This window comes from Symbioplanes lichenis (assembly GCF_030709675.1).
Classification (GTDB): domain Bacteria; phylum Actinomycetota; class Actinomycetes; order Mycobacteriales; family Micromonosporaceae; genus Actinoplanes; species Actinoplanes lichenis.
Map to the genome: position 1 here is coordinate 58,841 of NZ_JAUZQD010000014.1, position 24,240 is coordinate 83,080.

27 protein-coding genes are annotated in these 24,240 nt (G+C 72.3%); 15 read left to right on the forward strand and 12 right to left on the reverse strand.

Annotation, left to right across the window (positions count from 1 at the left end; all coding sequences use genetic code 11):
- The gene (locus tag RAN62_RS30010; RefSeq protein WP_305788171.1) at positions 1-510 is read left to right on the forward strand and encodes a TetR/AcrR family transcriptional regulator; all 510 of its coding nucleotides are present in this window, start codon (positions 1-3) and stop codon (positions 508-510) included.
- On the opposite strand, the gene RAN62_RS30015 is transcribed toward RAN62_RS30010, so the two are convergent.
- Together RAN62_RS30015 and RAN62_RS30020 are read right to left on the reverse strand one after the other, a co-directional pair.
- On the reverse strand, positions 497-1,666 hold the full coding sequence (locus RAN62_RS30015) for a cytochrome P450 (protein ID WP_305788172.1): 1,170 nt from the start codon (positions 1,664-1,666) through the stop codon (positions 497-499). The genes RAN62_RS30010 and RAN62_RS30015 overlap by 14 nt on opposite strands.
- A gap of 51 nt (positions 1,667-1,717) precedes the next feature.
- Positions 1,718-2,566, reverse strand: a complete 849-nt coding sequence (locus RAN62_RS30020) for a PHP domain-containing protein (protein ID WP_305788173.1) — start codon at positions 2,564-2,566, stop codon at positions 1,718-1,720.
- Positions 2,567-2,706: 140 nt separating this feature from the next.
- Here RAN62_RS30020 and RAN62_RS30025 point away from each other — a divergent pair, with 140 nt between their 5' ends.
- Positions 2,707-2,970 (forward strand): SCO0607 family lipoprotein, encoded by a 264-nt coding sequence (locus tag RAN62_RS30025; RefSeq protein WP_305788174.1) that lies wholly within the window; start codon positions 2,707-2,709, stop codon positions 2,968-2,970.
- A gap of 1 nt (position 2,971) precedes the next feature.
- Here RAN62_RS30025 and RAN62_RS30030 read toward each other — a convergent pair whose 3' ends face one another.
- Positions 2,972-4,180, reverse strand: coding sequence for a pyridoxal phosphate-dependent aminotransferase (locus RAN62_RS30030; protein WP_305788175.1), 1,209 nt, complete (start codon positions 4,178-4,180; stop codon positions 2,972-2,974).
- Positions 4,181-4,252: 72 nt separating this feature from the next.
- Here RAN62_RS30030 and RAN62_RS30035 point away from each other — a divergent pair, with 72 nt between their 5' ends.
- Positions 4,253-4,702 (forward strand): hypothetical protein, encoded by a 450-nt coding sequence (locus RAN62_RS30035; RefSeq protein WP_305788176.1) that lies wholly within the window; start codon positions 4,253-4,255, stop codon positions 4,700-4,702.
- 4 nt (positions 4,703-4,706) lie between these two features.
- Here the strand turns inward: RAN62_RS30035 and RAN62_RS30040 are convergent, their stop codons facing one another.
- The 3 genes from RAN62_RS30040 to RAN62_RS30050 all read right to left on the reverse strand — a co-directional run bounded on the left by RAN62_RS30040 (position 4,707) and on the right by RAN62_RS30050 (position 8,737).
- Positions 4,707-5,285 (reverse strand): DUF2716 domain-containing protein, encoded by a 579-nt coding sequence (locus RAN62_RS30040; protein ID WP_305788177.1) that lies wholly within the window; start codon positions 5,283-5,285, stop codon positions 4,707-4,709.
- A 212-nt stretch (positions 5,286-5,497) separates the two neighbouring features.
- Positions 5,498-7,711, reverse strand: a complete 2,214-nt coding sequence (locus tag RAN62_RS30045; RefSeq protein ID WP_305788178.1) for a discoidin domain-containing protein — start codon at positions 7,709-7,711, stop codon at positions 5,498-5,500.
- 210 nt (positions 7,712-7,921) lie between these two features.
- Positions 7,922-8,737, reverse strand: a complete 816-nt coding sequence (locus RAN62_RS30050; protein WP_305788179.1) for a helix-turn-helix domain-containing protein — start codon at positions 8,735-8,737, stop codon at positions 7,922-7,924.
- A gap of 82 nt (positions 8,738-8,819) precedes the next feature.
- Here RAN62_RS30050 and RAN62_RS30055 point away from each other — a divergent pair, with 82 nt between their 5' ends.
- Positions 8,820-9,518, forward strand: coding sequence for an SDR family NAD(P)-dependent oxidoreductase (locus RAN62_RS30055; RefSeq protein ID WP_305788180.1), 699 nt, complete (start codon positions 8,820-8,822; stop codon positions 9,516-9,518).
- Here the strand turns inward: RAN62_RS30055 and RAN62_RS30060 are convergent.
- Positions 9,512-11,092, reverse strand: a complete 1,581-nt coding sequence (locus tag RAN62_RS30060) for a sensor histidine kinase (protein ID WP_305788181.1) — start codon at positions 11,090-11,092, stop codon at positions 9,512-9,514. The two genes, RAN62_RS30055 and RAN62_RS30060, sit on opposite strands and share 7 nt — an antisense overlap.
- A gap of 227 nt (positions 11,093-11,319) precedes the next feature.
- On the opposite strand from RAN62_RS30060, the gene RAN62_RS30065 reads away from it, so the two are divergent.
- The 3 genes from RAN62_RS30065 to RAN62_RS30075 are packed head-to-tail and all read left to right on the forward strand — an operon-like array spanning position 11,320 to position 14,245.
- Positions 11,320-11,697, forward strand: a complete 378-nt coding sequence (locus tag RAN62_RS30065; protein ID WP_305788182.1) for a response regulator transcription factor — start codon at positions 11,320-11,322, stop codon at positions 11,695-11,697.
- Positions 11,697-12,800 (forward strand): HEAT repeat domain-containing protein, encoded by a 1,104-nt coding sequence (locus RAN62_RS30070; RefSeq protein ID WP_305788183.1) that lies wholly within the window; start codon positions 11,697-11,699, stop codon positions 12,798-12,800. The genes RAN62_RS30065 and RAN62_RS30070 overlap by 1 nt, the downstream gene beginning before the upstream one ends.
- Positions 12,797-14,245: a glycosyltransferase family 2 protein gene (locus RAN62_RS30075; RefSeq protein ID WP_305788184.1), complete on the forward strand. Its 1,449-nt coding sequence runs from the start codon at positions 12,797-12,799 to the stop codon at positions 14,243-14,245. Before RAN62_RS30070 ends, RAN62_RS30075 begins: the two co-directional genes overlap by 4 nt.
- On the opposite strand, the gene RAN62_RS30080 is transcribed toward RAN62_RS30075, so the two are convergent.
- On the reverse strand, positions 14,210-14,851 hold the full coding sequence (locus RAN62_RS30080; RefSeq protein ID WP_305788185.1) for a DUF3159 domain-containing protein: 642 nt from the start codon (positions 14,849-14,851) through the stop codon (positions 14,210-14,212). The two genes, RAN62_RS30075 and RAN62_RS30080, sit on opposite strands and share 36 nt — an antisense overlap.
- A 62-nt stretch (positions 14,852-14,913) precedes the next feature.
- Here RAN62_RS30080 and RAN62_RS30085 point away from each other — a divergent pair, with 62 nt between their 5' ends.
- Positions 14,914-15,516: an SAM-dependent methyltransferase gene (locus RAN62_RS30085; protein ID WP_305788186.1), complete on the forward strand. Its 603-nt coding sequence runs from the start codon at positions 14,914-14,916 to the stop codon at positions 15,514-15,516.
- A 13-nt stretch (positions 15,517-15,529) separates the two neighbouring features.
- Here the strand turns inward: RAN62_RS30085 and RAN62_RS30090 are convergent, their stop codons facing one another.
- Together RAN62_RS30090 and RAN62_RS30095 are read right to left on the reverse strand one after the other, a co-directional pair.
- Positions 15,530-15,799: a Txe/YoeB family addiction module toxin gene (locus RAN62_RS30090; protein ID WP_305788187.1), complete on the reverse strand. Its 270-nt coding sequence runs from the start codon at positions 15,797-15,799 to the stop codon at positions 15,530-15,532.
- Entirely contained in the window at positions 15,796-16,059 is a 264-nt protein-coding gene (locus RAN62_RS30095) for a type II toxin-antitoxin system Phd/YefM family antitoxin (RefSeq protein ID WP_305788188.1), read from the reverse strand. The genes RAN62_RS30090 and RAN62_RS30095 overlap by 4 nt, the downstream gene beginning before the upstream one ends.
- Positions 16,060-16,181: 122 nt before the next feature.
- Between RAN62_RS30095 and RAN62_RS30100 the strand changes: the two genes are divergently transcribed.
- The 3 genes from RAN62_RS30100 to RAN62_RS30110 all read left to right on the forward strand — a co-directional run bounded on the left by RAN62_RS30100 (position 16,182) and on the right by RAN62_RS30110 (position 19,102).
- Entirely contained in the window at positions 16,182-17,171 is a 990-nt protein-coding gene (locus tag RAN62_RS30100; protein WP_305788189.1) for a YxiH-YxzG fusion protein, read from the forward strand.
- Positions 17,172-17,239: 68 nt separating this feature from the next.
- Positions 17,240-18,364, forward strand: coding sequence for an outer membrane protein assembly factor BamB family protein (locus RAN62_RS30105; protein ID WP_305788190.1), 1,125 nt, complete (start codon positions 17,240-17,242; stop codon positions 18,362-18,364).
- A gap of 87 nt (positions 18,365-18,451) precedes the next feature.
- Positions 18,452-19,102, forward strand: coding sequence for a hypothetical protein (locus tag RAN62_RS30110; protein WP_305788191.1), 651 nt, complete (start codon positions 18,452-18,454; stop codon positions 19,100-19,102).
- Here the strand turns inward: RAN62_RS30110 and RAN62_RS30115 are convergent.
- Both RAN62_RS30115 and RAN62_RS30120 read right to left on the reverse strand, forming a co-directional pair.
- Entirely contained in the window at positions 19,097-20,266 is a 1,170-nt protein-coding gene (locus RAN62_RS30115) for a PP2C family protein-serine/threonine phosphatase (protein ID WP_305788192.1), read from the reverse strand. The two genes, RAN62_RS30110 and RAN62_RS30115, sit on opposite strands and share 6 nt — an antisense overlap.
- A 67-nt stretch (positions 20,267-20,333) precedes the next feature.
- Complete coding sequence (locus RAN62_RS30120; RefSeq protein ID WP_305788193.1) at positions 20,334-21,197, reverse strand: EamA family transporter; 864 nt, start codon at positions 21,195-21,197, stop codon at positions 20,334-20,336.
- A gap of 69 nt (positions 21,198-21,266) precedes the next feature.
- On the opposite strand from RAN62_RS30120, the gene RAN62_RS30125 reads away from it, so the two are divergent.
- Genes RAN62_RS30125 through RAN62_RS30140 form a run of 4 tightly spaced genes read left to right on the forward strand, consistent with a single transcriptional unit; the run spans position 21,267 to position 24,226 of the window.
- A complete protein-coding gene (locus RAN62_RS30125; RefSeq protein ID WP_305788194.1) occupies positions 21,267-22,124 on the forward strand; it encodes a LysR family transcriptional regulator in 858 nt (285 codons plus the stop codon).
- 31 nt (positions 22,125-22,155) lie between these two features.
- Positions 22,156-22,839: a phosphatase PAP2 family protein gene (locus RAN62_RS30130; protein ID WP_305788195.1), complete on the forward strand. Its 684-nt coding sequence runs from the start codon at positions 22,156-22,158 to the stop codon at positions 22,837-22,839.
- Positions 22,840-22,876: 37 nt separating this feature from the next.
- Entirely contained in the window at positions 22,877-23,569 is a 693-nt protein-coding gene (locus tag RAN62_RS30135; RefSeq protein ID WP_305788196.1) for a phosphatase PAP2 family protein, read from the forward strand.
- Between the two features lie 9 nt (positions 23,570-23,578).
- A complete protein-coding gene (locus RAN62_RS30140) occupies positions 23,579-24,226 on the forward strand; it encodes a pentapeptide repeat-containing protein (protein ID WP_305788197.1) in 648 nt (215 codons plus the stop codon).
- Positions 24,227-24,240: the final 14 nt, after the last annotated feature.

Genomic DNA, 24,240 nt, shown 5'->3' on the forward strand with positions numbered 1-24,240 from the left:
ATGAGACGGTCCGACACCCGGGAACGCATCCGCGCCACCGCGCTCGAGCTCTTCATCACCCAGGGGTACGAGCACACGTCGCTGGCGCAGGTCGCCGACCGGCTGGGCATCACCCGGCCCGCCGTCTACCACCACTTCCGCAGCAAGGAGGAGGTGCTCACCGGGGCGTACGCCGAGCTGCTGCCCCTGGTCGAGCGGGCCGCCGGGGACCCCGCGCCGCTGGACCGGATCTCGGAGCTGCTCGCCGGCGAGTTCGGGGACCTGCTGACGTGCAGCCGGGTCAACGAGCACGCCCTGCGCGGGATGCCGGCCGCGGTCGGGCTGATGCGCGCCTTCGAGGAGCTGGCCGCCCGGGTGGCGCCCGGAAGTGACGTCGAGTCCCGGATGCGCGGCCGGCTCGCGATCGACACGCTGATGATGGCGGCGATCCGGGCGGACCGGCTCGGCGGCACCCCGGAGGAACGCCGCCAGGTTGCGTTGCGGCTGGCCCGCGATCTCATCCGAAGGTGAGCGGCAACTTGTTCGGGCCGTGGATGCCGATGGCGGGGCGCCACGTGACCGGGCCGGCGATCGCGGGCGAACCGAGGCGGCTCGCCAGGATCGGGAGAGCCTCCTCGAGTTCGGCGTGGGCCAGGGCCGAGCCGAGGCAGTAGTGCGGGCCGGCGCCGAACTGCAACAGCGGCGCCTCGCGGACGACCGTGATGTCGAAGACGTCCCCGCCCGGATAGGCGCGCGGATCGCGCTGGGCGATCTGGACGGCCACGGTGAGCAGGCTGCCGGCGGGCAGGGGGAGGCCGCCGTACTCGAAGTCCTCGATCGAGCGGCGCAGGACGGTCGAGGCGGAGGGGCGCCAGCGCATGGCCTCGTTGACGGCGCGCTCGGCCAGCTCGGGGTGGCCGCGGAGAACGGCCCACTGGTCCGGGTGCTCGGCGAAGGCGACCAGAGCGTTGGAGAACTGGTCGCGGGTGTTGTCGTGGGCGCCGAAGACCAGCGTGACGAGCAGGTTGCGAACTTCGTCCCGGGTGACGGTGTCGTCGGTGCGCCAGGCGGCGATCATGCCGGAGATCAGGTCGCCGGACGGGTGGGCGACCCGGCGGTCGATCAGCGCGTCGACATAGCCGGTCAGGCCGGCGACAGCCCGCTCGACGCGCGCCGCGGTGTCGCCGCCCGCGGCCAGGCCGAAGATCATGCCGATGTCGCCGGTCCACTGGCTGAAGACGTCGTAGTCCTCGGGCGGCACCCCGAGCAGCTCGCACATGACCGCCAGCGGCAGCCGGTCGGAGAAGGATTCCACGAAGTCGGCGCCGTCGAGAGCCCCGGCGAGCTCGGTCGTCTTCGCGCGGATGAAGGGGCGCAACTGATCGACCGTACGCGGCGTGAAGGACTTGTGCACCAGGCCGCGCAACCGGCGGTGGTCGGCGCCGTCATGATTGACGATCATGGGGACCCACCAGTCGTAGATGGGTCCGGAGGTGATCCCGTTGGTGCGCAGATAGCCGTCGCCGCCGTGGTCGAGGCGGCGGTCGCGGAGCAGCTCGTGCGCCTCGGCGTGCCGCAGCACGACGGCACCGATCGGCGTGTCGGCGTACCAGGACGCCTCCTGGGCGGCGAAGACCTCCGGCGCGGTGAAGCTGAATGCCGGATCGACCACGTTGAGGAACGGCATGCCGCCGAGTCTGCCGCACCCGCGACCATGAACGGAACGGTCCACATGAGATCAACTGCGGCCCCAGAGGTCGTACGGGCGGGAGCCGGGCCGGAAACCGAACGCCGCCGCCATCTCCGCCGCCTCCCGGAAGCCGCGCGCCACCTGCTCGGGCACATGCGCGTCGCTGCCGAAGCTCACCGCGCCGCCGCCCTCCTCGTGCCACCAGCGCAGGATCGTCGCGTCGAGCGGCCGCCGGGTGTTGATCTCCAGCGCCCGGCCGGCCCGCGCCGTGGCGCGCAGCGCGTGCCGGTACTCCTCCTCGAACACCGTCACGTCGAGCGGCCCGGCCGACGCGGGCCACGAGCGCAGCGGATAGTCGACATGGGTGAGCACCTCGAAGACGTCGCTGCCCTGGACGAGTTCGACGATCCCGGCCAGATACTCGCGTACGACCTCGGTGGGATCGCGATGCGGCATGAGCGCCCACGGCTCGCTGAAGCCCCGCTCGGTGCGAAGGCAGTGCAGCGAGCCGATCACCCGGTCGAAATGCCCGCCCTTCAGCGTGCGGGCGACCGCGTCCGCGTGCCAGTGCGCCTCGCCGACCTCGACGCCGCTGAGAATGCGCAACCCGGGAAAGCGCTGCCGGCACTCTTCGATCGCCGCCAGATAACCCGCCACGTCGAACGCCGGTGGCGTCAATGTCCCCTCCGGCGTCACGAGACCGGCCAGATGATCGTGGGCGGCGGCGTCCGCGGCGGAGAGGGTCCACACCGTGAAGTCGAGATGCTCGGTGAAGGCGATCGACGGCAGGCCCAGCTCGACGGCCCGCGCACACGAGCCGGCCATCGATCCGCGCGGCGCGTCCCACGACCACTCGCTGTGGGTGTGATTGTCGGCCGGCAGCGTGGCGAGTTCCATGGCCTCAGAATGGACGACGGAGAGATCGGCATGCCGCTCGATGCGACCATTGTCACGCGCTCAGCTTGCCGCTTCTCCTCACGCCGCTCTGAGTACGCGTGCGGATCCATGCCCGCCGTTCGCCGACAAGACTCACCGTCATGCGAATCTTTCTGGCGAGCGCGGTGGCCCTGCTGACGCTGAGCGGCTGCTGGGGCCCGGACGCGATGTGCGGCGGCGGGGAGTACCCGGTCAAGGCGGTCGGCAGCACCACCGGCGGCGCCTGCGTGGCCGACGGCGAGGACCCGCCCCCGGGCTACGTCCGCTATCCCGAGGGCAAGGTCCCCACCCACGTCGGCGACGAGTGGGACACCTACTGGGACTCCCACGTCCTCGACGAGAACGGCCGCGAGAGCCCCGCCTGAGTCACTGCTCGTACGTCTCCAGGAAGCGGCGCAGGCGCTCGGTGGCGTCGTCGAGGACCTCGACCGGGGCGAGGAAGACCAGGCGCAGGTAGTCGGGGGTGGGCATGTTGAAGCCGGTGCCGTGGGAGAGCAGCATCAGCTCCTGCTCCAGCAGGTCGATGATCATCTGCTGGTCGTCCCGGATCTTGTGGACCGCCGGGTCGAGGCGGGCCCAGAGATAGAGGGCGCCGCGCGGCTTGACGACCTCGACGCCCGGGATGGCGGTGAGCTTCTCCCAGGCGTGGTTGCGCTGCTCGTACAGGCGGCCGCCGGGGCGGATCAGGGTCTTGATGCTCTGGTAGCCGCCGAGCGCGGTCTGCACGGCGTGCTGCGCGGGGACGTTCGGGCACAGGCGCATGTTGGCCAGCAGTTGCAGGCCCTCGAGGTACTCCTGGGCCTGGGAGGTGGGACCGCTCACGGCCATCCAGCCCGACCGGAACCCCGCCGCGCGGTACGTCTTCGACAGCCCGCTCATCGTCAGCACGAGCAGATCCGGGGCGAGGGCGGCGGCGCACTCGTGCTGCGCGTCGTCGTACAGGATCTTGTCGTAGATCTCGTCCGCCAGCACCAGCAGGTTGTGCCGGCGGGCGATCTCGAGCAGCCCGAGCAGCGTCTCCTTCGAGTAGACCGCGCCCGTCGGGTTGTTCGGGTTGATGATGACGATGGCCCGCGTGTTCGGCGTGACCTGCGACGCCACGTGCTCGAGGTCGGGCTCCCACCCGAGCGCCGACTCGCACCGGTAGTGCACCGCCCGCCCCCCGCACAGCGTCACCGCCCCGGTCCAGAGCGGGTAGTCGGGGCTGGGCACGAGCACCTCGTCCCCGGTGTTGAGAAGAGCCTGCAGCGACATGACGATCAGCTCGGACACCCCGTTGCCGAGGAACACGTCGTCCGGCTGCACATCCTCCACCCCGAGCGTCTGGTAGTACTGCGCCACGGCCACCCGCGCCGAATAGATCCCGCGCGCGTCGCTGTACCCCTCGGCGGCCCCCAGGTTGTGCACCATGTCCGCCACGATCGGCTCCGGCGTCGCCAGCCCCCAGGGCGCCGGGTTGCCGAGGTTGAGCTTCAGGATGCGGTGCCCCGCGTTCTCCAGCTCCTGGGCCCGCCGCAGCACCGGGCCGCGGATGTCGTACCGGACATGCTTGAGCCTGCTCGCCTGCGTCACCATCCCCCGAGCCTAACCACGAGATCCACCGGCCACCCGGCCCCTCACCACCCCGATCCGCGCGACAATCGGCGGATGATCAGCGACGAGATCCGGTTCGACTGCCGGCGGCGGAATGACGGCGGCGTGCTGGAGGTCGTTCCGTGGATCGGCGGCGTGCCGCTCACCGAGCTGATCGACCGGTTCGAGATCGCGGCCGGGATGCGGCCGGCCGGTGGTGCGTACGGCGGGCTGATTCCGGAATTCTTTCGTTTCGGCCCGATGGGGGAGCATTTCTCCGGCCGGTCCACCGGCGTGACGGGGCCGAAGACGCCCGTGCTCGGCTGCGAGTGCGGGGAGTGGGGATGCTGGCCGCTCCTGGCCGTTGTCACCGTGAGCGATGATCAGGTGAGGTGGGACGCGTTCGAGCAGCCGCACCGAAAAGCGCGTGACTATTCGGGGTTCGGGCCCTTCCGGTTCGACCGCCGCCAATACGACGACGCCTTGGCGGTTCTGGTGACGACGATCGGTCCTGACGCGGGGTGACTGGTCATGGCCGGTTGCTGCGCTTGATCGGGAGCCAGCTCGTCAGCATCGGCACGAGGGCGGACACCAGCGGTTCGCCGAAGACGCACAGCGTCTGTTCCCAGGGGTGGCCGAAGGTGCCGGTGCGCATGTCCTCGGTCAGGAAGATGTAGTAGTCGCCGTTCGGGAAGACCGTCGTGGGCCATTCCCGGTCTGTCTGGCAGGCGAGCAGATGCGGCCGGAGGCGGTAGGTCTGATGCTGCCAGTCGAGCACGACAAGGCTGGCGTCGGGGTCCAGCACGCGCACCATCGCGGCCAGCGCGAGGCTGTCGACGGCGGTCGCGCCGGCGGCGAACTGCGAGTGGTCGCCGGCGAAGATCGGGCCGAGGTCGATGGTCACCGAGGGCCGGGGCTCGTCGATGGCCGGCCACGACCGTATGCCGGGCCGGAAGGCGAACCGCTCGTCGAAGGCGGTCCAGTACGGGTCGTCGGCGTCCATGGCGATCGGTTCCCAGGCGGGCCGGGTCGCGAGAGCCGGGCCGAGCAGGCGTTCATCGGTTCCATGGACGATGCCGGCCAGTCGCTCCTGCAGGCCGCGCAGCACGGTGATCGTGTCGCGGTCGGTGAAGCCGGCGTCGGACTCCCAGTCCCGGGCCCAGCCCAGGGTGTCACTGGCGAAGGCCAGCTCGGTGGCGAGCAGCAGACGGCGGCAGTCACGACGGGACAGACGGCGCCGGTCGCGTACTCATATAACGCCGGCGGCCACCGGTGCGGGTGCACCGGTGGCCGCCGGGTTCAGATCACGAGCGCAGGGCCTTACGGGTACGCGACCACGTTGCGGGGAGTGGTGTTGCCGGCCGGGTTGGGGACGGCGCCGCCGGTGTCGTTGACGACGTTGGCGATGGTGCCGACGTCGCCCAGGGAGACGGTGAGGACGCTGCGGAGCTGGACGCCGGCTCGGTTGGGGACCTCGAAGGCGCGGTCCACGCGGACGCTGGGGTTGACGTTGAAGTAGGCGTAGGAGCCGCCGCCCCAGAGCTGGTGGTCGGTCACCGAGTCGGCCACCTTGTACGCGGCGTAGCCGTTGCCGCGCGGGCCGATCCAGGCGGCCTGGTTCGGGACGTCGTACGGCTTCTCGTTCTGGAAGAAGATCGTCTTGCCGCGGTTGCCGTTCCAGATGACCTCGTACTTCTGGTAGTGCTCGACGAACAGGCCGGTGGCGAGCACGTCGTCCCCGTTGACCAGGAGGCCGGTGTCGCCGGTGTTGACCGTCCAGCCGGTGGGGGCGCCGCCGTGGTCGGCCCGCCAGGCCCAGATGTGGTCGACGACGGTGTCGTCGCTGTGCACGGCGAGGGTGGTGGTGGCCTTGCCCTGGACGCTGCTGCCGATGCGGAAGAAGACGTCCTGCAGGCTGATCGGGTTGGCGGCGTGGTCGGTGTGGACACCGGCCTGGCCGACGCTCATCAGCGTGGGGCTGTTGGTCGTGCCGGCGTCGAACGTGAGACCGCTGACCTTGACGCCGTCGACGTCGGCGACGTTGAGGGCCTCGACGCCGCCCGACGGGATCAGGGTCGGGAAGCCGATGCCGGTCACCACCGTGTTGGGGCGGGTCACCCGGATGGTTTCGGAGAGGGTGTAGGTGCCGGGGGTGAAGAAGAGGTTCAGGCCCTGGGCCAGGGCGGAGTTGATCCGCGCGGCGCTGTCACCGGGCTTGGCGACGTAGAACTCGCGCATCGGGATCGAGGTGCCGGCGGTGTTGGGCCAGCTGGCGCCGGCGGAGTTGCGGCGCACGGCGGGCACGAAGACGCGGTAGAGGCCGGCGCTGTCGACGTAGAGGTAGGGCTTCTCCCGGGTGACCGGGGTGGTGGCCAGGGTGGTGTGCGGCGGGTTCGGGAACGCGTTGGCCGGGGCGCCCTGCACGCCGGAGAAGACCATGTTCCAGACGCCGCCCTCCCAGCGCCCGATCCGGCTGTCCCGGGTGTACCACTGCTGCTGGGAGCCCGAGGAGACGGTGCCGTCAACGACGGAGTCGGCCAGGTAGCCGCCGCTGGAGTAGCCCTGCCCGTTGTCCTGGTTGGAGGGCGCCAGGGTCAGGTTGCCCTTGATGTGCACGCGGCGCATCGGGGCGGCCTGCGAGACGGCCCACCGGTTGGTGCCGCCCTCGGGGACGATCGAGAGGTTCTCCATGCTGCGCCAGAAGTTCTGGGTCGCGTTCTTCTCGTCGCCGTAGTTCCAGCCGGAGTCGACGTTGACCGCGCCGTTGATCGTCACGTCGTCGGGGTTGAGGCCGAGACCGGCGACGGTGGTGTAGAAGCCGACGTTGGCCCACACCCGGCCGTAGGTGCCGGGCTTGAAGAGGAACACGTTGCGCTGGCTGCCGAACTGCGCGGTCGGGCTGCGCAGCTGCGCGTTGAACGCCGCGTCCACCGCGGACTGGATGGTCGACGCCGGGGTCGACGGGTCGAAGATCCGTACGTTCGAACCCAGGTCCGGGGTGTCGGACGTGGGCAGGGTCGGCGTGGTCGTCGTGCCGGCGAAGACCTGGAACTCCCACAGCGAGTAGCCGTAGGGGGTGGCCCGGGTGGTGCCGTTCATCCGCACGTACCGGCCGCTGCCGGTGGCGTTGAGCGTCTGGACGCCGGCCTGGCCCGCGGTCACCGGGGTGATGTTGGTCCAGGTGGTGCCGTTGGCCGAGGTCTGGATCATGAAGGCCGAGGCGTACGCGGCCTCCCAGTTGAGCACGATCCGGTTGATCGACTGGGTGCTGCCCAGGTCGACCTGCAGCCACTGGGGGTCGGCGAATGTGCTGGACCAGCGGGTGCCGGTGTCGCCGTCGACCGCGGCGGACGCGGCGTAGGCGGCGCTCTCCACGGATGAGGCGGTGGCCGTCTTGCCCTGGGACACGGGGATGTCCGCGGCGCTGGCGTTGGTGGCGACCGAGGCGACGGTGAGGCCGAGGGCCGTGGCGAGGACCGTGCTCAGCACGATCTTCCGGCGGCCGCGCCGGGGTGGCGCGAGGGAGGGAGTCATGTTCCTGCCTGTCGGGGGAAGGCGGGCGGGGGACGACCGTACGGAACAGCTGAGAGCGCTCTCTGGCAATTGTTACTTCGCGGTTGCGGGCCCGTCAATATTTCCGCAACAGCGGGGGCCGAAAGGCCATAGAAAATGACGCTCAAAAATACGTTATGCCGCGCGTCATGCCTGGTTGGTCCGGTTCAGCCACGAAAAAGTGCGTGGTGACTACAGCGCCGAAAAGGATTCCACCACGGAGGCCAGGCGGGCGGCGTCGGGCGAGCCGGGCGCCGCGGAGTAGACGATGACGCGGACGCCGGAGCCGGTAGCCTGGAAGACGTCGCCGTCCAGCCGCATGAGGCCGGCGACGGGATGGCTGATCCGCTTGCGCGCGCCCCGGTAGCCGGCCGGCCGGGCGGTGTCCCAGCGCGCGGTGAAGTCCGGGCACTCGGCGTGCAGGGCCTCGACCAGCTCGCCGAGCTCGGCGTCGCCGGGGTGGGTGGCACGGACGGCGCGCAGGTCGCCGACGAGGGCGTCGCGGTAGCGCTCACGCTCGGCCGGGTCGACCCAGATCGCCTTGGTGTCGGTGGTCATCTCGTACCAGACCTGGTTGCGGGCGCGGCCGGCGAGCGCCATCGGGTCGCCCATGAGCGCGGCCCACGCCGGGTTCCAGCGCAGCAGCCACCAGTCGGCGGAGTAGGCGGCGGCCGGCCGGTCGGTCGTCCGCGCGAGCAGGCGCTCGACGCTGTCCGGGAGCGAGCGGTCGATGGCGGACGACGGCGCCGCGAGCCCGGCCGACTGATAGAGCGCGGCGGCGTCGGCGGCGGTGAGACGCAAGGCGCGGGTGAGGGCGGCGACGACGGCCGGCGAGGGGTTGGTGGCCCGCCCCTGTTCGAGCTGCACGAGGTAGTCGACGGAGATGCCCGCGAGCGTCGCCAGATCCTCCCGCCGCAGGCCCGGCGACCGCCGGGGCTTGACCGAGGGCACGGGGGTGCTGCGATCACGCCAGCCCCTCAGGAGCGACGCGAAGCCATGATCCGTCACCCGGCCAGTGTGCCTGGTACCCGCAGTCCTACCGACGGGCGGCATCTTCTCCGCCCCGGGGCCGCGCCCCACGATGAGGATCATGAACGACATCACGATGATCACGGGTGGGAACAAGGGACTCGGCCGCGAGACGGCGCGCCGGCTGCACGAGGCCGGGCACACGGTGGTGATCGGCGCCCGCGCCCAGGACCGGGGACGCGCCGCTGCGGCCGAGCTGGGCGTGGCCTTCGTGCCGCTGGACGTCACGGACCAAGAGAGCGTGGCCGCCGCGGCCGCCTTCATCGGCCAGGAGTACGGACGGCTCGACGTGCTGATCAACAACGCCGGCATCACCGGGACCTTCGCCCCGGTCGAGCGGACGGTGGCCGCGGACGCCGGCGCTGTGCTCGACACCAACGTGCTCGGCGTCATCCGGGTGACGAATGTGTTCGTCCCGTTGCTCGAGCACTCGGACAATGCCCGGATCGTCAATGTGTCGTCGGGCGTCGGCTCGTTCCACGACACCCTCGCGAACGGCTATTTCGACTGGCGGGTGGTGCCCCCAATCTATGCGGTCTCCAAGACGGCGCTCACCATGCTCACCCTGAAGTACGCCAACGCGCTCCCGGGCATGCGGGTGAACGCGGCGGACCCCGGCTACACCCGCACCGACCTCAACGGCGGGGCCGGCGCGCACGACGTCACCACCGGCTCCGACGAGATCGTGCGGCTGGCCATGATCGGGCCGGACGGCCCCACCGGCACCGTGAGCAACAACAACGGAATTCTGGCCTACTGAGCCGCCGTTGCGAAGAGCTCCGGGCCGAACTCGGGCGTCAGGTCGGTGGCCGGCACGGTGAACCAGAAGACGCTGCCGCCGCCCGGGTTGGGCTCGACGCCGATCTCGCCGCCGTGGGCCGTGATGATGCGGCGGGCGGTGGCCAGCCCGAGCCCGATGCCGGGGTAGCCCTCGGCGGCCGCGGTGCGGTGGAACGGCCGGAAGACGCGGGCGCGCTCGTCCGCCGGGACGCCGATGCCGCGGTCGGCGATCTCGACCCGCCACCAGCCCGGGGCGTGCTGCCGGGCACCGACGGTGATCCGGGGCGCGGTGTCGTGGCGGACGTAGCGGGCGGCGTTGTCGACGAGCCGGCCGAGCACGTCGGCGAGCAGGTCGGCGTCGGCCAGGACCGTGGGCAGGTCGCCGACGTCGACGGCCGGGCGGTCCGGGTGGGCCAGGGCCACCCCGAGGGTGAGCGCGGTGAGGTCGACCGGGACCGGCTTGAGGGCGGCGTCGCCGGCCGAGGAGTACGCCACCAGCTCGTCGACCAGCGTCAGCATGCGCCTGGTGCTGCCGCCGATGCGGTCGAGGAAGCCGCGGGACGCCTCGTCCAACTGGGCGCCGGCCTCCTCGTGGAGCAGCTCGGTGAAGCCGGCGATGGTGTGGAGCGGGGCGCGCAGGTGCTCGCTGGCGGCCTTGGTGAAGCCGGCCACTTCGGCGTCGTCGGTCCCGGTGGCAACGGCGGCGGGGGCGCGGCGGGCGGCCGCGAGCCGGAGCACCGCGCCGGCCAGGAGCAGGCTCACGACGGCGGCGGCGATCAGGGCCAGCGGCGCGGCGAAGGGGAAGGGGGCGAGCGCGGTCGCGGGGCGGACCTCCGCCTGCCAGGCGTGCCCGGCCAGGGCGACATCGACCGTACGCGTCTCCGCGCCCGACGCCTCGCCGTAGGAGGCGACCCGGTGGGTCACACCCCCGGCCGACGTCTCGGTGAGCGTGACCGCCACGTCCGGACTCGGGCCGAGCGACTCGCGCAACAGGTCGCCGGCGCGCACGGCGATGACGACCCAGCCGCGGAACTCGGTGTCGTGCACCGGGGCGACCAGGTCGATCGCGGACTGCCGGTGGGCCGGGGGCAGGTCGAGGTCGGCGGGGAGCACGTGGGCCGGCCCGGCGGCCGGGCGCCCGGTGGTGCGGGCGGTCTCCAGGGCGCGGGCCAGGGCCGGCGGCGGGGCCAGCACCGTACGCGGCGGCGGGCTGCTGCCGTCGAGCGTGTGCTCGGCCAGGATGGCGCCGGTCGGGGAGACGACGACGATCTGGTGCGCGCCCGGGAGCCGGTCGGCGGTGAGCCGCGAGACGGCGGTGGCCAGGGCGCCCCCGGACGCGGCGGTGACGGCGACGTCGTGCAGCGTGTCGGCGTACCGCTGGGTGGTGGTGTCCAGAGCCCCGCGCACGCCCGCGACGCGCAGCTCGAGCCGGGCGGTGGCCGCGTCCCGGCCGGCCGCGGTCAGACCGATGGCCGCCGCGGCACCCGCGCCGAGGCCGAGGGTGAGCACGGCCGCGGCGAGGGCGACGGCACGCTTGCCCGGGGTCTTGGTCACGCAGCATTGTTCGGACGGTGCCGGGGCGCCGTTACTCAAGTTGCAGGAATGCAACCCGCGGCGGCGCCGGCGAAGCGTTGCGGCAGTGCAACCCGCGGCGGCGCCGGCGAAGCGTTGCGGCAGTGCAACCCGCGCGGCGCCGGAGAGGCGTTGCGGCAGTGCAAGTCGCGCGGCGCCGGAGAGGCGTTGCGGCAGTGCAAGTCGCGCAAAACGGATATGTTGGGCGGGTGGGAAGGACCATCCTGCTCGTCGAGGACGATCCGGACATCCAGCACCTCGTGTCGTACAAGCTGGGGCGGGCCGGGATGGATGTGATCGCCGTGGCCGACGGGGCCGCCGCGCTGCGTGCGGCGCTCGGCCGACCGCCGGACCTGGTGCTGCTCGACGTGCGGCTGCCCCGCAAGTCCGGGCTCGAGATCTGCCGCGAGCTGCGCGCCGGGCCGCTGCCCGCGGGCACGCCGATCATCATGCTGACCGCGCGCTCGCGGCCGCAGGACCTCGAACAGGGGTACGCCGCCGGGGCCACCGACTACGTCGTCAAGCCGTTCAGCCCCCGCGACCTGCTCGCCCGCGTCGAGAACGCCCTGCAGCGGGTCGCCCACTGATGCTCGCGGTCTTCACGTTCGTCATCGAGGTGCTGGCCGTCGTCGTCGCCGGGACGGTCGGCGGCATCGTCACGGCCCGCCTGGTCCGCGGCTCCCGCCAGCGTAAACGGGCCCGGCTGGCCGCGGGGCCGCGCCGGGCGCTGCTCGCCTTCGTCGCCGACAACGGGGAGGAGGGCAGCCACGACCTGGTCGCCATCCCCGCCGACGCGTGGCGGGCCGCCGAGCCGCACGCCCTCGCGCTGTTGCAGAAGCTGCGCGGCGAGGCCCACCTGGGGCTGGTCTCGGTGTTCCTGCGGCGGGGCGTCGCGCGGACGGCCATGGGGCACCTGCGCAGCCGCAGCCGGGTCCGGCGCGCCCGGGCGGCCCAGGTGCTCGGGGACCTGGAGCTGCGGCAGGCGGTGCCGGCACTGTGCGAGCTGCTGACGGATCGGCACGCGGAGGTGCGGGTGGTGGCCGTACGGGCGCTCGGCCGCATCGGTGACCCGGCGGCGGCCTGGCGCATCATCGCCAGCCTGGACCGGGCCGACCCGATCCCGTCGCTGCTGGCCAGCCACACGCTCGTGCAACTGGGCGCGGACGCGGAGGTGACCGTGTCGGCGGCGCTGGACCATCCGCAGGCCCGGGTCCGGGCGGTGTGCCTCGACGCGCTCGGGCTGCTGGGCGCCACGGCGTCGGTGCATCGCATCGCGCGTGTGCTGCGGGAGGACAGCCACCTCGACGTACGGGTGGCCGCCGCGGCCGCGCTCGGCAAGCTGGGCACGCGCACCGCCCTCGACCCGCTCACCCTCGCGCTGCACCCGTCGCGGCCCACCCCGTTGCGGGTCGCCGCGGCGCGGGCGCTCGGTGATCTCGGGGCCCCTTCGGCCGTACCGACGCTGGCGGGGCTCTTGACCGACGAAGCTTTCGCCGTCGCGCACGAGGCCGCGCACGCACTGCGCCGGTTGGGCCGGCCGGGGCTGGAGGCGCTGCACTATGCGCACGTCGGCTCCGGGGTCGCGGCCGCCCACGCCAGCGAGGCGCTGGCCTACGCTCAAGTCGTCGATGGACAGTCTTCAGTCCGGTCAGGGGCGGCGGGCGGGGCGGTTGGATGGGTTCCGGCGTGACTCGCGAGCTGGTCCGGGAGATCCTGAGCTGGACGGACTGGGGGATCTTCGCGTACTTCGTGGCGCTCAACAGCAGCTATCTCGCCCTTTTGCTGATGGCGGGGCTGGAGTTCGCGCGGCACCTGCGGCGGCTGCCGTTCGCGGGCGCCGACGACATGTTCCGCAGCCCGCTGACACTGCCCGTGTCGGTGATCGTGCCGGCCTACAACGAGGGGCCGGGCATCGTCGCGGCGGTCCAGGCCATGACCGCGCTGCGCTATCCCCGGTACGAGGTCGTCGTGGTCGACGACGGCTCGTCGGATGACACCTTCGAGCGGCTGCGGGAGCAGTTCGACCTCGTGGAAGTGCCCCGGTTGGTACCGGCCGACGTCCCGTACGAGGGAGATGTGCTCTCCGTGCACGTGGCCCGCGCCGACCCGGAGACCCTGACCGTGGTCCGCAAGACGAACGGCGGCAAGGCGGACGCCCTCAACGTCGGCATCAACCTCGCCCGGCACCCGCTGATCTGCATGGTCGACGCCGACTCGGTGCTCGACCCGGACGCGCTGCTGTCGGTGGCCAAGCCGTTCGGTGACGACCCGCTGCGCGTCGCGGCGTGCGGGGGCGTGGTGCGCATCGCCAACGGCTGCAAGGTCCTCGGCGGCCGCGTCGTCGACGTGCGCATGCCCCGCCAGTGGCTCGTCCGCATCCAGGTCGTCGAGTATCTGCGCGCGTTCCTCATGGGCCGCACCGGCTGGTCGCGGCTCGGCGGGCTGGTCGTGATCTCGGGCGCCTTCGGGGTCTTCCGCCGCGACCTGGTCGTCGAGGTCGGCGGCATGGACCGCGACACCATCGGCGAGGACGCCGAGCTCGTCGTCCGCCTGCACCACCACCTGCGCGGCCAGCGCCACGACTACCGGGTGATCTTCGTCGCCGAGCCGGTCAGCTGGAGCGAGGCGCCGTCCACGTGGCGGGTCCTCGGCCGCCAGCGCCGGCGCTGGCACCGCGGCATCGCGGAGATCCTGCGCAAGCACCGCGGCATGATCGCCAATCCGAGGTACGGGCGGATCGGGCTGATCGCGCTCCCGTACTACGTGATCTTCGAGCTGCTGGCCCCGTTCGTCGAGCTGTCGGCGCTCGTGCTCGTCCCGCTGGGGTTGTGGGCGGACGCGGTCGACGTGGCGTTCGCGTGGCGGTTCGTGCTGGTGGCGTACGGCTACGGGTTGCTCGTCAGCCTGGCGTCACTGTTCATCGAAGAGGTGTCGTTCCACCGGTATCCGCGCTGGGGCGACCTGGCCCGGGGCGTGGCGGCGGCGGTGATGGAGAACTTCGGCTACCGGCAGATCCTGGCGGTGTGGCAGATCACGGGGGCCCTGAGCGCGTGGCGGGGCGGCAAGGGGACGTGGGGGACCATGCACCGTGAGGGTTTCTCAACTCCCGACTTTGTCTCCGGCCGGGTGCCGTAGGCCCGGGTGGTCCGCGGGGAGGCTCTTGCGGATCACCCACCAGCTGACGGCGAGGCACGCGGCGACCAGCGGCCAGGTCAGCGCCGCCCGCGCCACGCCCAGCGCCACGACGGCATGCGCGGCCCACAGCGGGACGAAGACCGCGAGACGAACGACATATTGCAGAACCCAGACCCAACTGCCGCGCATGTACGCCCGGAGCAGCGCCGGATCGCGCCGCCACCGCGTCTTCTGCCCCAGCACCGCGCCGACGATGATCCCCAGGAACGGCCACCGCACGACGATGCTGACCGCCCAGGCCAGGGCGCTCGCCGCGTTCGAGGCGATCTGCAGCAGGAAGAAGTCCTCGGCCCGGCCTGTCCGCAGCGCGACGAGGGCGGCGACGGCGACACCGAGCAGCCCGACGAGCACCGCCCGCGGCTTGTCGCCGTTTCTCAACCGGATCGCGCCGACGACGACGGCGGCCACGAGCGCCGCGGCGGCACCCCACCAGATCGAACGGCCGCCGGTCAGCCAGCCGGCGACGAACACGACCGGCGGCACGGTGGCGTCGAGCGCGGCCCGGCGCCCACCCAGCAGATCCGCCAGCGACTCCGGTTCGGCCACGACCCACCCCTCGCTCGAAAGTTAGGTCAGCCTACCTTCCGGCGTCGGGCACAATCGTCGGCGTGCCACGTACCCCGGGCGACGCTCAGCCGCCGGAAGAATCCTTCTCCCTCGACCACTTCGTCAACCTCTATCTGGCCAAGGACGACCCCTGGGACAACGCCTTCAAGTGGTCCGACCAGCGCAAATACGCGGTGACCCTGGCCAGCCTGCCCCGCGAGCGCTACCGCCGCGCGTACGAGCCGGGCTGCGCCGTCGGCATCCTCACCCGCCTCCTGGCCGCCCGCTGCGACTCCCTGCTGGCCACCGACGCCGTCCCGGACGCCGTCGCCACCGCCCGGTCCGCGGTCGCCGACCTCCCGAACGTCGAGGTCGATGTGGCAGTCCTGCCCGCCGACCTGCCGCCCGGCACCTTCGACCTGATCGTCATCGGCGACCTGCTCTACTACCTCTCCGCCGCCGACCTCCAAGCCACCGTCGACGGCCTGGTCTCCCGCCTCGACCCGGCCGGCGACCTCGCGGCGGTCCACTTCCGCGACCGCGACAACGGCGGCAACTTCGACGGCTTCAACGCCCACGCCGCGCTGCTCGCCCACCCGTCCCTGGAACCGGTCGTCCACCACGAGGACGACTGGTTCCTCCTCGACATCCTCCGCCGCCGCTGATGCCGGCCCGGGGCTACTTGTCCGAGTAGTGGTAGCGGCAGGACAGGATCTCCAGCTCGCCGTGCGCGTCCACCACGCGGTACACGAGCCGGTGCTCGTCGTTGACGCGCCGGGAGGCCCACCCGGAGAGCTCGCCCCTGAGCAATTCGGGCTTGCCGATGCCGCCCTCGTCCCCGCGCCGGATGTCGGTGATCAGCTTGTTGATCCGCTTGAGGATCTTCTTGTCCCCGGTCTGCCAGCTCACGTACTCGTCCCACGCGTCGGGGTGCCAGACACTTTTCACGCGGGTGCCTCGGGGTCGGCCAGGTCGTGCTCGACGCGCTCGCCCGCCTCCATCTCGGCCATGCGCCGGCGGAGTTCGCGACCGTTGGCGCCGCGGGACAGGTATTCCGTCTCGCGCCATGCGTCGTAGTCGCTCTTGAGCATGACGACCAGTGGCTCGTGCCCGCTGCGAGTGACCACGAGGTCTTCGGCGTTGTCCTCGATGGCGTCGAACTCGTTGGCCAGATTGGCGCGCAGGTCGGACGCGGTGATGACCTTCATGGGACCTCCTGAGTTGTACGTTATATCGTACAACGCTCGAGCTTCTTGCGCTGCGCCGCTCGCCCTCATGAGGAGCGGAAATATTGATGGCCGGGCGGACGCCGGGATGATCGAATGGCGCCGTGGCCAAGCGAGACCCCAAGCGTGAGCGAGCCCTGCTCCGGCTGCGCCGGCACGGCCGGCTGGCGAGCGCGGACGACGGTGACGTCCTGGTGCGGGCGTCCGTCGGCCCGGAGGGCGAAGCGGTCGCGGTCTGGACGGCCGCGGCCGATCGGGAGGCGCTGACCTCGGTCACGGTCCAGCCGGGCTGGGCGACGTTTCCCGATCCGCGGGCCGCCTATCCGGCCGGCACGCGGGTCACCGTGCAGTCGGCGGCCGGGCTGCGAGAGGTGCGCATCGCCGCGATGCCGCTCGCGCACGTCACCGCTCAGCCGTTGCCCGGCGGGCGGATGCTGCTGGTGGGTGCGCGCTGCCGCTGGCGGCCCGAGGGCCCGGACCGCAACGCCATCGTGTACGACGCGGAGGGCGCCCCGGTCGGCGAGCACGTCTTCGGCGACGGCATCCAGCATCTGCTCACCACGCCGTCCGGCGGCATCTGGGCCGGCTACTTCGACGAGGGCGTCTTCGGCAACAAGGGATGGGGTGGCCCCGGGCCGGCGCCGGTGGGCTCCTGCGGACTGATCCGGTTCGGACCCGGCGGCGAGCAGGAGTGGCGCTTCGGCGGGCCGGACGGCGTCCCCTACATCGACGATTGTTACGCCCTCAACGTCGCCGGGGAGACCGTCTGGGCGTGCTACTACTCCGACTTCCCGCTCGTCCGGGTGCGCGACGGCCGGATCACGGTGTGGAGCAACGATCTCGCCCGCGGTGCGCAAGCCCTGCTGGCCGACGACCACCGGGTCGCCCTGATCGGCGGCTACGGGGGCCGGCACAACCGGGTCGTCGCCGGCGAGCTCGGCGACGACGCGCTGCGGGAGACGCGCCGGTTCCGGCTCGCCCTGCCCGACGGCCGGCCGCTCTCGGCCCGTGCCCGGGTCGTCGGTCGCGGACCGGACCTGCACGTCTTCTACGGCACCGAGTGGTACCGCCTGTCGCTGGACGATATCCCCTGACCACCCCGGCGGGGGACCTGTCCGGCGCGTCCGCCGCATGGCCCGCCGGGTGTTGATCACCTGGGTCCATGCGAAGAGTGGCTGCACTGACGATGGTTTCCGTGCTGGCGATGCCGGCCCCGCCCGCTGCCGCGGCGGCGCCCGACGAGTGGGGGCAGCGGGCCGGGCACGCGACGGGGGATCGGTTCAACCCGGGGGAGACGCGACTGACGCCGGCGACGGTGGGCCGGCTCGCGCCCGGGTGGTCGGTTCCGCTGGCGGAGGCGACGTGCGCGGACCCGAGCGAACCGCTGGTCGGGGCGCGGAACCTGGTCGTCGCGGCGTCGTACCGGATCAGTGCTTTTGATGCCGGCAGCGGGACGCTGCGATGGCGGACGGCTGACGCGGGGCGGCGGGACATCCGGCTTGTCGCGGTCGGCGGAGGCGAGGTGCTCGCGCAGTTTCTCGACTGCCGGTCGCGGAAGGCGTTCCTGACCGCGCTCGACGAGCGGACCGGGAAGGTGCGCTGGACACGGGCGATCACCGATCTCATGTACGCGCCGCTCGTGCGGGACGGCGTGCTGGTCGGCGGGTTGTGGGACCCGGCGCTCGGCGGGTACGGCATGCGGGCGTACCGGATCAAGGATGGTGCCCTGCTGTGGGCGCGCGCCGGATCGGTGCGCGGCGACGTCATGAGCTCGGTTGTCGTGACCGGTGACGCCGCGCTGGACGTTGTCACCGGGAAGCCGGTGTGGAGGCTGGACGCCGGGTGCAACACGCCGATCGGGGCGTCGCCGGACGGCGGGCGGTTCTCCATGCACTGTGGTGACTCGCGGGGCATCCGCGTGCTCCGGGCGAGCGACGGGCGGGTGGAGGCGACCTTTCCCAGCTACGGGCCGGTGACCGGGTTCGCGACGGACGGTCGGCGGGTCTACACCCAGGCCGGCGACAGTGTCCTGGCCCTCGACGCGCGTGACGGGCGGCATCTGTGGTCGGCGAACTATGCGGGCGATCCGCCGCTGACCTTCGCCGTCGCCGGGGGAGTGCTCTATGGCTGGCGCGGCAACGGGAAGGCCGTCGCGGCGCTGGCCTCCGCCACCGGCAGGCCGATCAAGCTCAGCCCGAAGACGGCGGCGCTGAGCGGGGAGAACCTGATGGTCGCGCACGGGCGGCTTTTCGGCACTACCGCGCACGGGGTCAGTACCTTCCGCTGACACGGCGGAACGTGCGGATCGCCCAGCCGGCGGCTTCCCCCCTGCCTCGCCGGGACTGCGGGGCAGGGGGTGAGTACCTTCTCGGGCGTGGACATTCAGGTGGTGGAGGGGCGGCTCACCGAGGCGCCGCACGACGGGGCGACCGGCGTCGAGAGGCGGGCCTTCGGGGAGTTCGTGGGGCCGCGGGGCGAGCTGGCGTCGTACGCGTTCGGGTGGTGCACCGGGTCGGAGCAGCAGTCGGCCGCGCTCACGATCGGGATGGGGATCGGCAATCCGGGCGGTGGCACGTTCCACGCGCGGATCTTCCCGCATGACGGCGGGTACGCGTCCTCGCTGGTCGACGAGCCGTTCGAGCAGGTGCCGGAGGGCGGCCCCGACCTGAGCGCCGAGGAGGCGCGGGCGCACGACACTCTGCCGTTCATCTGGTGGGTGGCCGATCTCGTGATGGAGCGGGACCGGCGGGCGTGGTGGATGAAGCACTGGCTGCTCGGCACGATGGCCGTTCAGACACCGGAGGTTCACGGGCTGCGCGAGCCGGTCCTCCTGGTGGTGCACGACGATGACGACGAAGAGGTTACGTGGCATCTCGTCGGCGCGACCGGCGCGGGCGACGATGGGACTGTCGCGCACCTGCACCACGCGATCGAGCGGGATCCGGCGTTGCTCGACGTGATGGACCTGGCGCCGGGCGAGCACGCCACTCGTGACCACGAGGGTGCACCGTGGAAACGCTCATGACGGGCCTGGCGGGCGCCACTGGATGAGGGCGGCGGTGGCGTCGTCGCGGAGTTCGCCGTTCTCGTACGAGACGATGGTGTGGATCAGGCGGCGCATGGTTTCGGCGGCCGGGGCGTCGGCGCGGAGTTCCGTACGCAGGAAGGTGTCGAGGCGGTCGAGGCCGAAGAGCTGGCCGTCCGCGGACCGGGCCTCCGTGATGCCGTCGGTGTAGAGCGCGAGCGTGTCGCCGGGCTCGAGCGGGATCTCGGTGACCCGGGGCGGGCGCCGGATCATGTGGCCCAGGCCGAGGGGCAGGGCCGTGGGCGTCGGCGGGGACGGCATGGACCGGTCGCCGCGCAGGTGGAGCTCGGCGGGGTGACCGGCGGCGATGCGGCGGTAGGTGCCCGTGGCGGTGTCGAGCTCGGCCAGCACGGCCGTGACGAAGGAGCCGGAGTATTGCCGGCGGATCCACTTGTCGATCGAGCGGTAGGTGTCCACCAGGCCGAGGCCCGAGCGGCGGGCGTTGCGATAGGTGTTGAGCGTCAGCGTGGTCAGGGCGCTCGCGCTGATGCCGTGGCCGACGGTGTCGAAGAGGGCGACGTGCAGCAGGTCGCCGTTGGCCGCGTAGTCGAAGGCGTCGCCGCCCACGTCGTAGCACGGCTCGAGGACGGCGGTGACCACGGCGCCGTTGGCGGCGAAGGAGAGCGGGGGCAGCTGGTTCCAGATGATCTCGGCGGCGAGCTGCATGGGGAGGCGCCGGCGCGTGCGTTCGACCGCGTCGCCGTAGAAGCGCCGGCTCGCCACCAGCTCCGCCACAAGCGCGGCGATCACGGCCAGGTCGCGGCGCAGGGCGTCGTCGGCCTCCCCGCGCAGCCAGACCTCGAGCACGCCCAGCCGCTCGGCGCCGTGCAGCAGCGGCAGCCACAGGCACGAGTCCTCCTGGGCCGGTCGCGCGGTGCGGAAGGCCAGGCCGGGCAGTGTGTCGTTGACCTTGCGCGGGTCGCTGTCGCCCGGCGTGCCGTGCAGCGGCCACAGCGACAGCTGCTCGTAGTCGATCATCAGGGCGGTGAGCCGCTCGGCGCCCAGCAGCGGCGCCACGGCGGCGAGGGCGGGAGGCAGATCCTCCGGGCGGCTGCGGCGGCGCAGGTCGAGCAGGCGGCGTACCGCTTCCATCGGATCGGCCATGTCTGCTACCTACCCACTCCTGCGCCCACCGAATGGTGGACAACGGACTCAACCGCGAGACTAACGGTCAGTCCTTGCCCGGCGCACTCGCGGAGACCGGGGCCGGCATTGCCACGGCGCCGGCGTTGGCGGCGATCACCAGGGCGATGGCCAGCCCCTCGACGGGGCTGAGCCGCTGGTGCAGGACGACATAGCCGGCGACCGCGGCGACGGCGGGTCCGAGGCTCATCAGCACGGCGAAGGTCATGGTGGGCAGGTGGCGCAGGGCCAGCAGCTCCAGGGAGTAGGGCAACGCGGAGGACAACACCGCCACGGCGGCGCCGGCGGCCAGGACGGGCGGGTCGATCAGCGCGGTTCCGGCCGTGGCGGCGCCGAGGGGCAGCGTGATGATCGCGGCGGCGGTCATGGCCAGGGCCAGGCCGTCCGTACGGGGGAAGCGTTGCCCGGCCCGGGCACTGGCCACGATGTATCCGGCCCAGACGGCGCCGGCCGCGGCCGCGAAGCCGATCCCGGCCGGGGTGAGCCGGTCGAACCCGGTGCTGCTGAGCACCGCGACCCCGGCCGCGGCCAGGCCCGCCCAGAGCCAGCCGGCCGCGCGGCGGGCGGTCACCACCGACAGCACGAGCGGCCCCAGGACCTCCAGCATCACCACGGGACCGAGCGGGATCCGCGCGATCGCGTGGTAGGCCAGCGTGTTCATGCCGGCCAGCGCCGCTCCGAAGCCGGCGATCAGCCACCAGTCGGCGCGCCGATGTCCCCGGACGCGGGGGCGGCTCACCGCCAGGAGCACGAGCGCCGCGATGGTCAGCCGCAGGGTCACGACCCCGTCCACGCCGACCCGGGGGAAGAGCAGCGCCGCGACGGCCCCGCCGAACGGACCCGACAGCAGGGCTCCCAGGACCAGCCCCACCGCCGTGGCATCTCGGTTCACGCGTCGACGTTAGAAGCCGCTCCTGCGGCCCGGGAAATGCCGAATGGGCTGCGGTTATGCTCTGTGGTCATGACCGTGGAGCTGCGGCATCTGCGCGCCTTCCTCGCCATCGCGGCCGAAGGCACCATCACCCGGGCGGCGGCCCGGCTGCACGTGACGCAACCCGCGCTCTCCCGCACGCTGCGCCAGCTGGAAGCCCATCTCGGTGCCCGCCTGATCGACCGGTCCACCCATCACCTGCGGCTCACCCCGGCCGGGTACGCGTTCCAGTCGCGGGCCGCCGCCGCGGTCACAGCCGTCGACGAGGCCCTCGGCGCCGCCCGGGCCGGGACCTGGCCCTTGCGCCTCGGGCACGCGTGGTCCGCCCTGGGCGAGCACACCACGCCTCTGCTGCGTCGCTGGAAGGAAGAGCACCCGGGCACGCCGCTGCACCTGCTGCGCGTCGACGATCGAAGCGCCGGGCTCGGCCAGGGCGCCGTCGACGTCGCCGTCATCCGGGGTGAGGCCGGCCTCCCCGCCGGGGGGAACGCCGTGGTTCTCCTGGTCGAGCCGCGGATGGCCGCCGTCGCCGCCGACAGTCCGCTCGCCCGGCGGCCCCGGCTCACCCTGCGCGATCTCGCCGCCGGGCCGATCGCCGTCAACACCATCGCCGGCGCCGCGACCCTCGGTCTCTGGCCACCGTACGCGACCCCGGCCACCGTCGAGGTCGCCAACACCGACGACTGGATCGCCGCCGTCGCCGCCGGTCACGCCGCCGGTATCACCACCACGGGCACCGCGGCGACCTACCCGGATCCGGCCGTCGCCTACGTTCCGCTCGCCGGCGTCCCCGCCGTGCCGGTGCATCTGGCCTGGCAGCAGCCGCCGAGCCATCCGGCCGTACCGGATCTCGTCGCCCTGGCCCGGCGGGTGATCCCCGAGGCATAGGGGCGACCGGCCGCGGGTAGTGGTCTTCTTCATGAGACTGGGGCTGCGCGTCACCACTGTCGCCGTGATCGCGGTGGCGGTCCTGGTGCCCTTCGCGTTGCTCGCCGTCCTGGTGGCGGGCGACTGGGCGCCGCTGCACGAGGGGGACGCGAGCGTCACGCAGGCCGTGCACGAGTGGGCGCTGCGGCATCCCGGGTGGGTGGACGTGAGCGTCTGGTGGACGAACATCTTCGCGCCCTGGCCGTTGCGGGCGGCCGCGCTGGTGCTGGTCATCTGGCTGTGGCGGCGGCGGCACCGGGGAGCGGCGCTCTGGGTGGTCACGACCATGGCGGCCGGCGGGATCCTGGGCGCGCTGCTCAAGCTGCTGGTCGAACGGCACCGGCCGAGCTTCCTCGACCCGGTCGCGCGGGCCGCCGGCTTCTCGTTCCCGTCGGGGCACGCGCTCAACGCCGCCCTCGCCGCGGGTGTCTTCGTCCTCGTCCTGCTGCCGATCTTCCGGCACCGCTGGCCGGTCTGGGCCGCCGCGGCCGTGGTCGCCGGGCTGACCGGGCTGACCCGGATCGTGCTCGGGGTGCACTGGACGAGCGACGTCGTGGCCGGGTGGCTGCTCGGGGTGGCCGTCGTCGCGGCGACCGCTGCGGCGTTCACCCATCGCGGGCTGCTGCCCGTCGTCGAGCAGGGCGTGGACCCGGGTCTGGCCGCCGCGACACGTTGATGCGTATCTGTGAAAGCGGCTGGGTACAAGCGCGGCCATGTCCGACGTCGTGGTTCAGTTCCTGAAGCGGATCCTCGCCCCGGTGGCCGTACTCTTCGTGGTCATGGTGGGGTTGGGCCTGCTCGTCACCAAGGTGATGGCGCACACCTGGCCGCTCACCGTGGAGGACACGGTCAATCGTGACTTCGCGAGCGACCGTGAGCCCGTGGGAAACGCGATTTCCTACTTCTTCAGTACGGTCGGGAGCACCCCGGTCATCATCGCCGTCACCGCGCTCGTGGCGATCATCCTGCGCCTGGTGCTCAAGCGATGGCGGGAGCCGCTGTTCCTGTGCGCCGCGGTCAGCGCCCAGGCGATCGTCTTCTTCTTCACCACGCTGGTCATCGACCGGCATCGCCCCTCGGTCACGCACATGGACACCTCGCCGCCGACGTCGAGCTTCCCGTCGGGGCACACGTCCGCGGCGGTCGCCCTCTACATCGGGCTGGCGTTCCTGCTCGCGTCGCTGGCCCATCACACGTGGGTGAAGACGCTGTGCTGGCTCCTCGTGCTGGTGCCGGTGGGCGTGGCGCTCGGCCGGCTCTACCGGGGCATGCACCACCCGTCGGACGTCACGGCCTCCTTCTTCAACGGCATCACGTGCATCGTCATCATGGCGCGGGGCATCCTCGACCGGACGGTGCAGTGGACCCGCCACACGGCGGGGCGCCTCCGGACGGCCCACGCTTAAGCTTTCGGCGTGACAGACCTTTCCGACCTGCCGTACGCCAAACATCTGCAGCCCTTCGCCGGCCCCCTCGGCCGGGACGAGGACTACACCGAGGTCCACCTGGACGGCGGCGAGCTCGAGGATCCCGTCGCCTCCGGTGCCCGCTTCGGCGAGAGCGCGATCACGGGGACGACGTTCACGGGCGGCGACTTCGGGCAGGCCCGGCTCAGCGACGTGTGGATCAGCCGGACGAGGTGGATCGGCACGAGCTGGGCCGAGGCGGAGCTGATGGACGTCACGGTGCTCGACGGGGTGCTGGCCGGCGTCCAGGCGTACGGGGGAAGCTGGCGCCGCGTGGTCGTGCAGGGCTGCAAGGTCGACAGCCTCAACCTGCGCGGCGCCCGCCTCCAGGACGTCGTCTTCCGCGACTGCGACCTGACCGAGGTCGACTTCGGCGGCGCCACCCTGGTCGGCGTGACCTTCCCGGGCTCGGCCCTGCGCCGCGCCCGCTTCAGCCGCGTCGTCGCCCGGAAGCCGATCGACCTGCGCGGCGCCCGCGAGCTCGACGTGGCCGAGGGCTGGGAGAGCCTCCGCGGCGCGATCATCGACCGCGACCAGCTCGCCGAGGCCGCCCCGGCGCTGGCCCAGGCCCTCGGCATCGTGGTCCGGGACCGCTGACCGGATGGCCCCCA